The sequence below is a fragment of the Sediminicola luteus genome (genome assembly GCF_002514735.1).
In the GTDB taxonomy this organism is placed as follows: Bacteria; Bacteroidota; Bacteroidia; order Flavobacteriales; family Flavobacteriaceae; genus HQA918.
The window spans coordinates 250380-262422 of the sequence record NZ_KZ300477.1; the positions used below are offsets into that span (position 1 = coordinate 250380).

17 protein-coding genes are annotated in these 12043 nt (G+C 44.7%); 7 read left to right on the forward strand and 10 right to left on the reverse strand.

Translation table 11 applies throughout. The annotated features are described in order from the left end of the window. Window positions 1–138: 138 nt before the first annotated feature. Genes B7P33_RS05630 through dinB form a run of 3 tightly spaced genes read right to left on the reverse strand, consistent with a single transcriptional unit; the run spans window position 139 to window position 2492 of the window. Window positions 139–834, reverse strand: coding sequence for a helix-turn-helix transcriptional regulator (locus B7P33_RS05630; protein WP_097440990.1), 696 nt, complete (start codon window positions 832–834; stop codon window positions 139–141). A gap of 12 nt (window positions 835–846) precedes the next feature. Continuing rightward, window positions 847–1362, reverse strand: coding sequence for a DinB family protein (locus tag B7P33_RS05635; RefSeq protein WP_097440991.1), 516 nt, complete (start codon window positions 1360–1362; stop codon window positions 847–849). A gap of 2 nt (window positions 1363–1364) precedes the next feature. After that, a complete protein-coding gene (gene dinB / locus B7P33_RS05640; protein ID WP_097440992.1) occupies window positions 1365–2492 on the reverse strand; it encodes a DNA polymerase IV in 1128 nt (375 codons plus the stop codon). Between the two features lie 68 nt (window positions 2493–2560). Between dinB and B7P33_RS05645 the strand changes: the two genes are divergently transcribed. Next, window positions 2561–3232, forward strand: a complete 672-nt coding sequence (locus tag B7P33_RS05645; RefSeq protein WP_097440993.1) for a Rossmann-fold NAD(P)-binding domain-containing protein — start codon at window positions 2561–2563, stop codon at window positions 3230–3232. A 52-nt stretch (window positions 3233–3284) separates the two neighbouring features. On the opposite strand, the gene B7P33_RS05650 is transcribed toward B7P33_RS05645, so the two are convergent. Both B7P33_RS05650 and B7P33_RS05655 read right to left on the reverse strand, forming a co-directional pair. Continuing rightward, the gene (locus B7P33_RS05650) at window positions 3285–3572 is read right to left on the reverse strand and encodes a type II toxin-antitoxin system RelE/ParE family toxin (RefSeq protein ID WP_097440994.1); all 288 of its coding nucleotides are present in this window, start codon (window positions 3570–3572) and stop codon (window positions 3285–3287) included. 2 nt (window positions 3573–3574) lie between these two features. Further along, a complete protein-coding gene (locus B7P33_RS05655) occupies window positions 3575–3817 on the reverse strand; it encodes a hypothetical protein (protein WP_097441246.1) in 243 nt (80 codons plus the stop codon). A 278-nt stretch (window positions 3818–4095) separates the two neighbouring features. On the opposite strand from B7P33_RS05655, the gene thiM reads away from it, so the two are divergent. The 5 genes from thiM to B7P33_RS05680 are packed head-to-tail and all read left to right on the forward strand — an operon-like array spanning window position 4096 to window position 7447. Next, the gene (gene thiM / locus B7P33_RS05660) at window positions 4096–4914 is read left to right on the forward strand and encodes a hydroxyethylthiazole kinase (protein WP_097440995.1); all 819 of its coding nucleotides are present in this window, start codon (window positions 4096–4098) and stop codon (window positions 4912–4914) included. Next, window positions 4904–5524 (forward strand): thiamine phosphate synthase, encoded by a 621-nt coding sequence (gene thiE / locus B7P33_RS05665; RefSeq protein WP_097440996.1) that lies wholly within the window; start codon window positions 4904–4906, stop codon window positions 5522–5524. The genes thiM and thiE overlap by 11 nt, the downstream gene beginning before the upstream one ends. Beyond that, window positions 5524–6174, forward strand: a complete 651-nt coding sequence (gene tenA, locus B7P33_RS05670) for a thiaminase II (RefSeq protein WP_097440997.1) — start codon at window positions 5524–5526, stop codon at window positions 6172–6174. The genes thiE and tenA overlap by 1 nt, the downstream gene beginning before the upstream one ends. Then, on the forward strand, window positions 6174–6983 hold the full coding sequence (gene thiD / locus B7P33_RS05675; protein WP_245871674.1) for a bifunctional hydroxymethylpyrimidine kinase/phosphomethylpyrimidine kinase: 810 nt from the start codon (window positions 6174–6176) through the stop codon (window positions 6981–6983). Before tenA ends, thiD begins: the two co-directional genes overlap by 1 nt. After that, window positions 6980–7447: a CYTH domain-containing protein gene (locus tag B7P33_RS05680; protein ID WP_097440999.1), complete on the forward strand. Its 468-nt coding sequence runs from the start codon at window positions 6980–6982 to the stop codon at window positions 7445–7447. The genes thiD and B7P33_RS05680 overlap by 4 nt, the downstream gene beginning before the upstream one ends. A 40-nt stretch (window positions 7448–7487) precedes the next feature. Here the strand turns inward: B7P33_RS05680 and B7P33_RS05685 are convergent, their stop codons facing one another. Further along, entirely contained in the window at window positions 7488–7817 is a 330-nt protein-coding gene (locus B7P33_RS05685; protein WP_097441000.1) for a winged helix-turn-helix transcriptional regulator, read from the reverse strand. A gap of 121 nt (window positions 7818–7938) precedes the next feature. On the opposite strand from B7P33_RS05685, the gene B7P33_RS05690 reads away from it, so the two are divergent. Then, a complete protein-coding gene (locus B7P33_RS05690; RefSeq protein WP_097441001.1) occupies window positions 7939–8814 on the forward strand; it encodes an SDR family oxidoreductase in 876 nt (291 codons plus the stop codon). Window positions 8815–8912: 98 nt separating this feature from the next. Here B7P33_RS05690 and B7P33_RS05695 read toward each other — a convergent pair whose 3' ends face one another. The 4 genes from B7P33_RS05695 to B7P33_RS05710 all read right to left on the reverse strand — a co-directional run bounded on the left by B7P33_RS05695 (window position 8913) and on the right by B7P33_RS05710 (window position 12016). After that, window positions 8913–9632, reverse strand: a complete 720-nt coding sequence (locus B7P33_RS05695; RefSeq protein WP_097441002.1) for an NAD(P)-dependent oxidoreductase — start codon at window positions 9630–9632, stop codon at window positions 8913–8915. 187 nt (window positions 9633–9819) lie between these two features. Then, the gene (locus B7P33_RS05700; protein WP_097441003.1) at window positions 9820–10410 is read right to left on the reverse strand and encodes a hypothetical protein; all 591 of its coding nucleotides are present in this window, start codon (window positions 10408–10410) and stop codon (window positions 9820–9822) included. A 117-nt stretch (window positions 10411–10527) separates the two neighbouring features. Continuing rightward, window positions 10528–11034 carry a hypothetical protein gene (locus B7P33_RS05705; protein ID WP_097441004.1) on the reverse strand — a complete coding sequence of 169 codons (507 nt, stop codon included), beginning with the start codon at window positions 11032–11034 and terminating at the stop codon, window positions 10528–10530. A gap of 652 nt (window positions 11035–11686) precedes the next feature. Then, entirely contained in the window at window positions 11687–12016 is a 330-nt protein-coding gene (locus tag B7P33_RS05710; RefSeq protein ID WP_097441005.1) for a hypothetical protein, read from the reverse strand. Window positions 12017–12043 lie beyond the last annotated feature (27 nt).

Here is a 12043-nt window from a genome sequence, read left to right on the forward strand (position 1 = left end):
CTATGTTGATTTATGACAAGATTACTACCCTATTATGACAGCCTTGTGTCAGACGTTTTTGATGGTATAGGAATTCTGATTTATTTACAACGGTTCCAATGGTTTGGAATTCTACATTTGCCGCAAATTTTGAGATACCTACCACTCCTTGGAGGCCTCTTCAAAATACTCCCTCAGGGTAAATCCATGGGGTTCAAAGGTTTCGGTCAATTCGGTTAATTGTTTTATATGATCAAGGCGAAAGGCCCGAAAAGCCTGTCGTAAACGGCAATAGGCGATTAAAATCCAGTTGCCTTGGGTGCTATACAACGCAAAAGGTTCGATATGCCTTTCGGTTTCTACCTCCTGTAAAGAGAAATAGCGAATCTTCAACAGCCGAAAATGGGTTATGGCCGATTGGATGTTCATTAGGTTATCGCTGGTAGCTTCTTGCCCCGGATAGTTATAAATGGCTACCCGTTCGGCCAAGAGTTCAGAGCGGTCTTTTTGACTGAATTGCATTACAGCCTTTATCTTGGTTACCGCCTCGTTATAATGGTTCAGTAGGGAAGCATCCTTGTTTTGGGCCACCAATTGTTGGGCCGTAATCAAGGCGTTGGCTTCTTCTTCGGAGAACATGACCGGCGGCAAGCGATAGCCCTCCATTAAGGAATATCCACGACCTTCTTCGGTAAAAATAGGGATACCAGATTTCTCGAGGGTGCGGATATCGCGATAGATGGTACGTATACTTACCCCATGTTTATCGGCCAATTGTTTGGCGGTAATCAGCCGTTGCGATTGCAATTGGGTCAAAATGGCCGTTAAGCGGGCCAATCTTGGTTTTTCCTCCATAAAAGGGTTGGGTTAGGGTAATTGTTTTTGATGATGTTTTACATGATACAGGGTAAAATAACCCATTTCACGCACACTTAGCGGGCCCAATAACGGATGCGGAATGGTTTGGCTATCTAAAAAACCGTCGTCGAAAGTAGCTAGATTTTCAGCCAATTGGGCCACCCCGGTTTCTATGTTTGCCATCAGCCCCTCCTTTTGTTCAAAGGGGATGACCTCCGGAGAAAAAGGGTTGGTTGCCCGGCCTCCCTTTAAAAGCGTGGTATTGTAAAAGGTGCTGAGTTCGGTATAATCCATAGGTTCGCGGCTTAAGGTGCCAAAGCCCCTTTCTAATAAGCTGTTTTCCGAAGCCAGCAAGCGGACCAAGGGTTTTACGCTTAACCAGATATGTGCCAATTGTTGTCCGGCCGACCATTTTCCATTTTTGGTGGCCTCGAATTCCGTTTGGGAAAGCCCATCGATCTGCGCCATAAAACTTTGATGCCGGGCCACTAACTTTTCCTTTAATTCTTGCTTACTGAGATGCATACCTAAAATTCAAATTTAAGTTGGACCGATACCGATTCCTTTTCTTCTTTTTCCTTGGGTGTATTCAAATTGCTCAAGGTAATACCCAGCAGGCGTACCGAATTTTCCAAAGGTTCTTGATACAGCAATTCCCTAGCGGTTTCCAACAATACACTCTGATCCGACACAAAATAAGGTAGGGTCTTGGAGCGGGTATGCAGGCTATAATCGCTGTATTTAAGCTTTAAAGTAACCGTTTTTCCCGACAATTTCGATTTTTGTGACCGCCGATGTACCTCTTGGGCGATCTTTTCCAGTTTTTCCATCATAAAGACCTCCGAACTCAAATTATCTACAAACGTCCGTTCGGCCCCTAACGATTTGGGTATTCTATGGGGTTTAACGGCAGACCGATGAATGCCGCGGACCACATCGTAATAATAGGCCCCCGATTTTCCGAAATGTTCGGTGAGGAATTCCACCGATTTGGTCTTTAATTCCTTACCCGTAAAAATACCCAGCAGATACATTTTCTCGGCGGTTACCTTGCCCACCCCATAAAATTTGCGAATGTCCAAACCCTCCAAAAAGGCGATCACCTCCTCTGGGTTTATGGTTTTTTGGCCATTGGGTTTATTGATATCGCTGGCTACCTTAGCCAAGAACTTATTGATGGAGATTCCGGCTGAGGCCCGTAAACCTAGTTCCTTATAAATCCGTTCCCGAATCTCGGTGGCGATCAAACTGGCCGACGGATTCCCTTTTTTGTTCTTGGTCACATCTAAATAGGCCTCATCGAGGGCCAAGGGTTCTACCAGGTCGGTATACTCATAAAAAATGGCCCGGATTTTTTGGGAAAGCTCCTTGTAACGATCAAAACGGGGTTTTACGAAAATGAGTTCGGGACAACGTTTTCGGGCCAGAAATCCACTCATGGCCGAGCGCACCCCGAATTTACGGGCCTCATAACTGGCCGCTGAGACCACGCCACCTTTTGAGCCCCCACCCACGGCTAAGGGTTTGCCCCGTAGCGATGGGTCGTCCAATTGCTCTACGGAGGCATAAAAGGCATCCATATCTACATGAATTATCTTCCGATATGTTTGACGGGCTTGCACACTCAAATGTAGGGGATCGACCGGGAATGCCATGTTAAACTTTCATTGAAGCCTGCCAAAAAGTTCCCCAAAATTTTAGTAGATCAAGTTATCTTAGCCCTATGGAATCCGCTTCAAAAACCGCCATCATATTAGGCGCCACCGGCCTTACGGGCGGGCTTTTATTAACACGCCTGTTAGCCGACGGTTCTTTTGGCAAAATCCTATCCTTTTCGCGTAGACCTGTAGGTTTTAAACACCCCAAACTACAAGAACATATCCTAGATGTACTGAAACTTAACGAACAGGCCGAACTCTTTTATGCCGATATGGTTTTTTGTTGTATCGGAACCACCCGTAAAAAAACACCCGACAAAACCCTATACCGGGCCATCGACCTCGGAATTCCGCAACAGGCGGCCCTACTCTGCCAGAGGAACCGTATTGAAACTTTTATGGTTATTTCCGCCTTAGGAGCCAACCCGGACAGCTGGTTTTTCTATAACCGCTTAAAGGGCGAAATGGAAACCGGGGTTTTACAGGCCCAGATTCCCCATACCTATATACTCCAACCTTCATTGATCTTAGGTCCAAGACAAGAACAAAGGTGGGGCGAAAAAATAGGGGCGGTACTCTCTAAGGCTGGCCAATTTTTAATGATCGGACCCTTTAAGAAATATAGGCCCATTGCTGCCGAAACCATAGCCGCATGCATGCACTTTTTGGCCCTGAATCCGTATCCCATCGATCGTATGGCATCAGACAAGATAGCTGCTATTGGCAAAAAATATTAGCCTCGGATAAACAACGGCCAAATCTCAAAAAGTTAAATGCCGATAACAGAAACTATTTAAACAGCTCGGAATGCGTCCCCAGCCGTACCAGTTTTATGGTTTTGGTAGGTTCGTCGTAATGTAACCAAATAATAAGTAGATCGGGTTTAATATGGCACTCCCAATTGTCTTTGTAATTCCCTTTCAATTTATGGGGTTTCATAAACTTCGGTATGCCTTTAAAACCTGCTTTTTGCAAAATTTCTAAAACGTCGAAGGTCAGGTTCAAATCCTCATTACTGGTCTTACTCAGTTTTTTTAAATCCTTCTTGAATTTAGTACTCTCTAAAAGGGTATACATGATTACTCTTTTAGTAGGGCTTTGCGATAGGCATCTAAGTCGGATATTTCGGTTAAACCGATACCGGCACGGGCTTCTTCAATAGCCTTTTTGGTTTCTTCATTAGGGATATCGCCCACCATTTTATAAAGTAGATTCTCTATATAATTGTTCAAACTCCTGCGTTCGGCCTTGGCCTTGATTTCCAAAATATCCAACAGTTCTTGATCAAACCTAAAGGCCGTTTGTTTCTTTGTTGATGCCATTCCTAGTACGTATTCTTGATTTTTGATATAACTCTTTGCCCCACTCCTTTCCAAACCATCAAGTTTCGGATGATGTAGGTAAATATACAAAAATAACATAATGTTATACATAGGTTTAAGTTAGTTAATTTAATAATTCTCGCATTCCATCCCATAAGATTCAAAAAATAGGATCCGTACCAAGAAATCGTGAATTCTAATGCCATTGTTTCGCATTGACAGGCTATTATCCGATTTTTGTATGGCTTATTGGTACTAATTCAAACCCAATCGATCCTATGACGCAAGAAATCAATACCCAAGCCGTGGCCGACGTTTTATTGGCCATACGCGAAAAATCGCCACTGGTGCACAACATTACCAATTATGTGGTTATGAATAATACGGCCAACGCCCTTTTGGCCGTTGGGGCCTCCCCAATTATGGCCCATGCCCAGGAAGAGGTTAGGGAAATGGTGCAAATATCGTCGAGCTTGGTCATAAACATCGGTACTTTGAGTCCGGCTTGGATACAGGCCATGGAAATCGCCGTAGATCAAGCCAAAAAAACCAAAACCCCTTGGGTCTTGGATCCCGTAGGTTATGGGGCTTCGGCCTTACGCAACCAAACGGTAGCCGACTTGTATAAAGTATGTCCGCCCACCATTCTTCGGGGCAATGCTTCCGAAATTATGGGGATAGCCGCCCAGGCAGGTGCCATTAAAGGCGTAGATAGTACCGCGGCCTCCCATGAAGCCTTGGAAGCCGCCCGCCTATTGGTTAATGTCTGGAACAACACCATCTCCATTAGCGGGGCGGTAGATCAGGTGGCCAGTGCGGGCCGTTTTACCCAGATACACAATGGTTCGGCCTTAATGACCCAGGTCACCGGCATGGGCTGTACGGCCACCGCGATCAATGGGGCTTGTTTAGGGGTTTGTGACGATACCCATTTGGCAGCGGTATCTGCCATGGCCCTTATGGGGGTTTGTGGCAATATGGCCGCAGAAAAAGCCCAAGGACCGGGCAGTTTTCAAATGTATTTTCTTGATGCCTTATACCAAATAAGTCCGGACGATCTGGAACAACGCCTGAAATTGGAACACCATGCCCTTTGATCTCCGACTCATGTATGTTACCGATGATCGGATTACGGAAGACCAAACGTTTTTCGAGATTTTGGAACAAGCCTTGGCCGGTGGTGCCACGCTGGTACAATTGCGCGAAAAAACACTGAACACCCACGATTTTTATCAAAGGGCCCTAAGCTGTAAACAAGCTTGCGATGCCTATAATGTACCCCTGATCATTAACGATAGGGCCGATATTGCCCTGGCCGTGGGGGCACAAGGATTGCATATTGGCCAGCAAGACCTACCCTATGGGGTCGCTCGAAAACTTTTGGGTGATCAAGCCCTGATCGGACTCTCGGTCAGTACGTTGCAACAAGCTAAAGAAGCACAGCAGTTGGGGGTAGATTATGTTGGGGTATCGCCCCTATTTGCCACCCAGACCAAGATCCAAGATCTAGATCCTCCGTTGGGACTGGACGGATTGGCCCAAATTCGGAAACTGTATACCGGGCCCATAGTGGTCATCGGTGGGGTCAACACCCAAAATGCCGCCCAGGCCATGGCCCATGGAGCCGATGGTATAGCCGTAGTATCGGCCATTTCGGGGGCCACGGATCCCAAAAAAGCCACAAACGAACTTTTAAAACAACTGTAATGGATTGGTATACCCAAATACGACCGAAAATTCAACCCATTTTCGACCAGATCATAGCCCACCCTTTTATCGAAGGCCTTTTATCGGGGGAACTCCCCATGGAGGTTTTTTATTTTTACCTACACCAAGACAGTCTGTACCTTTCGGAATACCGGCGCACCTTGGCCACTATAGGGTCCCAATGCACCGACATGGAAGAGTCGCAGTTTTACCTTGAGGCGGCCAATGGGGTGATTTTAGTAGAAAAAGCCCTGCATACCACCTATTTGGAAAAAGCCCGGATAGAGTCCCCCATCTCACCCACTTGCGAGCTCTATACCAGCTACCTCAGCAAAATGGTACATACCCAATCGTTGGCGGTAGGCATGGCCGCGGTACTGCCCTGTTTTACCATTTACAAAGAAGTGGGCGACTATATTTTGGCACAAAAAGATGGCCCGGAAAACAATCCGTTCCAAGATTGGATCAATACCTATGGAGGCGAAGCCTTTGCGGAATCGGTGGCCCAGGCCGTTCGTATCACCAATACACATGCCCAAACGGCCCCGGAAGCCGAACTGGCGCAAATGGAAGCCGCTTTTATCAAAGCATCGCAACTCGAATGGCTGTTTTGGGACAGCGCTTACAGACAAGAAAAATGGCCGGTATAATGGAATATAGACCCGTTTTAAGTATAGCCGGAAGCGATTCGGGCGGTTGTGCCGGTATACAGGCCGATATTAAAAGTATAAGTGCCTGCGGAGGTTTTGCCTGCACGGCCCTGACGGCACTCACTGCCCAAAATACCCAAGGGGTAAACGGCGTTTTTGCAGTACCCCCGGCATTTCTTGGGGAGCAAATGGATGCGGTTTGTAATGATATTGATATTAAAGCCGTAAAAATCGGGATGTTGCACAGCGCCGAGGTCATAAATAGGGTCGCTGAAAAATTGACGGCACATCGTCTGCAAAAAATCGTATTAGACCCAGTTATGGTGGCTACTTCGGGTGACCCTTTGATCAGTCCGGAAGCCATAGACGCCCTAAAACGTATTTTGCCCCAAGCTAGCCTGATCACCCCCAATATCCCCGAGGCCGAACTATTGTTGGGCGAAACCATCGCAAGGGATACCATGGAGGCACAGGCCCGAAAAATGGGACAAACCTTCCAAACGGCGGTCTTGCTCAAAGGCGGACATTTACCCCAAAGCGATACGATGTTGGATGTCTTATACGATCTTAACACCGATAGCACACATCGTTTTGAAAACCCCTATAGCCCCAGTAACAACACCCATGGTACCGGATGCAGTCTTTCTTCGGCCATTGCCACTTACTTGGCCCATGATCTTGGACTGGTCGAAGCGGTAGATAAAGGCATAACCTTTGTGGCCCAAGGTATACGATCTGGGGCCGATAAAAACTTAGGCAAAGGCCATGGCCCAATCGACTTTTTCTGGAGACAAAACCAAAAGGCATGATCGAAATCGAACGTAAATTTCTAGTCAAGAATACCCAGTTCAAGACCCAAGCCCAAAGCAGTACCCGAATTGTACAGGGATTTTTAAACACCCATGCCGACCGTACCGTTCGGGTCCGTATAAAAGGCGCGCAAGGCTATTTGACCATAAAAGGCCGTTCCAACGCGGCGGGCACCTCCCGATTCGAATGGGAAACCGCAATCCCCTTGGCCGAGGCCGAAACTCTGTTGAACCTCTGCGAACCCGGAATCTTGGACAAAGTCCGCTATGAAGTTCCGGTTGGAACACATCTTTTTGAAGTCGACGAATTCCATGGGGAAAACCAAGGCTTGATCGTGGCCGAAATAGAATTGCAAAACGAAGACGAAACCTTTGATAAACCCGATTGGTTGGGCGAAGAGGTTACCGGTCAGGTGAAGTATTACAATTCGCAATTGGCGAAAAAGCCCTTTTCAACTTGGTAAAACGGTTATTCAACTAACATTACCAATATAACTATACCTATCAATCCGCTTTGGCCAATAAAATCTCACCAAAACTTCGTATTTGGGAAATGATGGGCAGTATCTTTTGGCCATAAGTAGTTAGACTATATTCTACCCGAGGCGGGACTTCCGGATAAGCCTGGCGATGTAATATCCCAAAAGCGACCAAATGCTTTAATTCTTGAATCAACATTTTTTCACTGATATCTGGAATGGCTCGTTTCAAGGCGCCAAACCTTCTTTTCTCAGTACCGATTTCATGTATTATCTGAAGGCGCCATTTTCCACCAATAACCTTTAAAGCTTCCCCAACCGGACACCTTTCTGAACTTTCGCTATTTTTTAACATTTCCTAAATCACTGTTTTTCTGCAAAACAAACTTTTTTGTTTGTACCCTACCAAAATGTAGGTACTTGCCAAAAGTTGGGTAAAGATATAGGTTTGCCTCCAAATTGTAAATTATTCAGAGATGGAACAACAAATTTTTGTATCGGGAGCCACTGGTTTTCAAGGCAGACCGACCGCACAACTATTACAGAAAAAGGGGTATACTGTTAATACGCTTTCACCTTCTACAAAAAGCCCAAAAAAACAAGAAGATTTACGAGTCTATCCAGGTAGTTTAGACAGTCACGACGCTTTGGGTAAGGCGCTAAACGGAGTCGAAAAAGCAGTTTTTGGTCTACCCTTGATATTCGACCTTGAGCAGGCCATATCCTATACCCAGAACTTTATTGCAACAGCTGAACTAGCTGGGGTGCGACTAGTTGTTTTCAATACAGGCTTTGACTTACCACAAAATGAAACCGGGCTCTTGGCTTTGGACCTCAAAATCGCAATAGCCAAATTATTCAAAGCTTCAAGCCTAAAAGTTATAACATTAATGCCCGATATCTATATCGACAATTTGGTGGCGCCCTGGAGTCTTCCCTTAATAGTTCAGCAAAACATTATGCCCTATCCGGTTCCAGCTGATGCCTTAGTCCCATGGATTAGCCATAACGATTTAGCCCGATTTACAGTGGCCGCCTTGGAAAGACCCGAATTGGCCGGCCAAACTTTACCTATAGGCGGACAGCTTCATTCCGGTGAGGAAATAGCCCAAGCGATTTCGGCACATTTGGGTAAATCGGTAGACTTTATACCCGTGGCACCCGACGATTTTGAAGCCCAATTAAAAGACGGTTTTGGCACTTTGGCGGCTCAAGAAATAGCCAATCTATATCGTTATGTTGCGGCAAACCTAAATCATTTACAATCTAAACCCTTTACAACAACCCAAACAGTTTTAGGGGTGACTCCACAATCCTTAAATGAATGGGTTAACACAGTAAAATGGCCATAACAATTTGATAAGGGTTAAGAGGTGATACAATTTTTATAGGCCGGGTTCTTTACCCTACAATATTGCCTCTTTTCTCTTATAGCGAAGCGGTCTTTCCACTAGCTATTATACACCACCGGCATTTGGCCTTGCCATTGCTGCCAGAGCACATCTTCATGGATCAGGCGGGCCATACAATCCCCAACGTTGATTCGGCTGGTCTGCCCGGCATTGAACAAGGGGGAGCGGGTTGGGGAGGCAAATAATTCATAGCTACTTACGGTATCGGCATTGATCAGGTTATCGGGCCGTACGGCCACCCATTGGATCTGGTTATGCCCTTGTCCGATTTGGGTACGTAACCAATCGGCCGCCTGTTCGTTATCTACATGCGGGGGCAACAAAAGTCGTAACAAGCCTATGACCAAGTGTTCGCCCAACGTCCGTTTTTCGGCTAAATCGCGATTGCGGTTGCCCAAGGTATTCATCAGCACGAATTTGATCGGGTTTTTGGGGTTATGTACCATGGCCGCCTGACAAAGTCGGCGCACCGCATCGGTGACCAGTCTTCTAGGTTTCCCATACATGCCTTTAAACGAAAGCCTATGGCCCAAACATGAGGCAATAGCACCACAATCTTGGGTAAGGGCCTGTAATTCGGGATCGGACATATCTAAAAGGGTAGCCTCTACCAATTCCACTTGGGGGTGATCTTGCCAAGTTGCCGTTAAAGCTGTTTTGCTACGTACCACCGCCCTAACCTGATGCCCCAAGGCCAGTAAACGGTCTACCAAATGTGTGCCCGTGGCCCCACTGCCACCCACTACCAATACTTTCATGCTGTTCGTTTTTTGATGCTGTTTTTTAGACTGCTTGTTTCTGATTTTGTTACAAAAGTCCTGATTAACTTTAGTTTAAGCCGAAAATAGCTAACCGGAACATATTGGAATAGAAAGTTAACTCTACCATGGCTGAGGGACAAAACCAGGCGAAAGAATCACGCGTTAACGGAGCCAATTGATCATTTTAATTGTGCACCCAAACTAATTTTATCTCTTGTTTTAACAACTGTTGCAGTTCTTGGATAACCTCAGCATTCCGGTTGGTAGAAGAATCAAAATCTTCCAAACGGATCTCATATTTGGCAAACCCACAGGGCATGCGATAATCCAAATCGTTTAAACTACCCTTTTGGTTACAGCATACGGTTTGGAACGACAAATCATTAAAAGCCGAGGTATAGGCCCTACCCATGGCCTCCTGCCAATGTGCGGTGGGTATTTCCTTTCCGCATAGATTACAATGCACCGATTCAAAATTGGAGCCACTATCGATAAAAGTCACTTGGGGCCGTAATACCGAACGAATTTCATAATCGGGGTAACTTTTGGCCAGCATATGCAAGGCCTTACGCTGCTGGAGCTGGCTTGGCACAAAATTGGGGTCCCTGGCGATAAGTACCAAGGCATTACCAGAATAGGTGGCTTTGGCAGGGGTATAACGCAGCTCTAGCCCCTCTGGGGTAGTCTTTTCCACAATTTCTGGGACCCCATCTTTCTTTCCGCAATGGGTAAGGGAAAACAAAGCGAATATCGGTAACAATAAGATACGGTTCAAAAGTGTTGGGTTTTGGATAAAGATAGCTGAAAATTTAGGGTTGGCGACTTAATCTTGTACGGCACGGAACAGTCCCGAAATTTCGGGGTTGCGCCAACAGTGGGAGTAATAAATATTCTACGAATTAGTTTCTTTGGAAACCAATTCAATCAACTCAACACAATTTATTACAAAGACATCGTCAACATCTATGAGCGTACTTATCTCTGAAACATCACCTTCGGTAAAATAAGTATCCCCCGTATTTCTTAGGATAAACGGGAGTGATTCCCATTCAGATGCTAAGCTATTGTAACTACGGCCATATCCATGTTTCAACACGTTGACCGCTTTTATAAAATAATCAAAGCGTTTTACTAATTCTAATTCTCCTTTTGCCATTAGTCTCTTTTTCGCTTCAGAAAAACCGTTCTTACAACGGAACTTTTCCTGTAAAATCGATTCAAACATTGAAAAAACACCAATGGCTATAACAGCTTTTTGAACCTGGATCATTTGAAGATTTTTTATTGTATTGGTCCGTGCCGAATAACTAAGTTCTTTTATAGAATTCTCATATTTTTCATTTAAAGATTCAAGGGTAAGCTTGGTACTCCTATTAATTAAATCGTAAAATTCATGCATAGGTTTTTCTTGAATTTACCCAATATTAATTCTAATTCAAACACCAAGGATAACCCCTTGTTTTTTATTGATTTACATTTAATATTCTTATCTATCCACCGAAAAATATAGCCCCTCTTTTCACGGCACTTACTTTTTGATCATACCCACGCGAATCATTCGCGCGCTAGCAGGAGAAGGAGTTTTGGGGTAGTGTGGCATGGTAATGTAAAATCATAGCCATAAAATCGGAAAAATTCCGATTATACCTTCAATTTTTGACAAGATTAACTATTCCAACCTGTAAGCCGTTTTTGGTATATGAAGTAAAACCACGCGAATCATTCGCGCGGTAGCTGGGCATAAGAACCCCTGTCCAAGTTTTGGCTTAGTCTGCCGGGATTGGTTTGGCACGAGTCAGGAGCCTCGCGCCAGCGTAGGAATTCGGATATACCTTTAACCTTTCGCTGGGTATAGGTTTCGAATTAAATACAAAAGCCCGGCTAGACCTACGTTATGTACACGCCTTTAAAGACCATGTGGAGCTGGCCCCTGACTTTTATCGGCCCAATATGGTGGCCTCCTTATTATCTTTTAGTTATCAATTGTTTGAACTTTAATACGATAAATCCACACGAAAGATTCGCGCGGGAGCGGGATCAGCATAAGTTTTTTATTTTACGAAACTTTCTAATTCATTTCTTATCCCTTCTAATCTGACTTTCCTAACTTCTTTTTGAGCAGGTGTCCAAAAATATTTACTATTTCCACTGGCTACATGAGGTAATCTAACATGAATTATTTTTGTCATGTTACTTTGATACTTTATAAAGCGAGGAGTGGTCTTACAGCCTTTTGGTAATGCAGTATGAAATTCACTTCTCTTTTTTTCTTGGATATTTTTCCAAGGTTCAATTAAAACATTTCTATCTATAAAATTTCCAACTGCATTTCCTTGAGAAATAATATACTTAGGTTTAATAAAGTCAATTTCTCTTTTCAAAAATTCTGTTGCGATTTGATTTCTGAT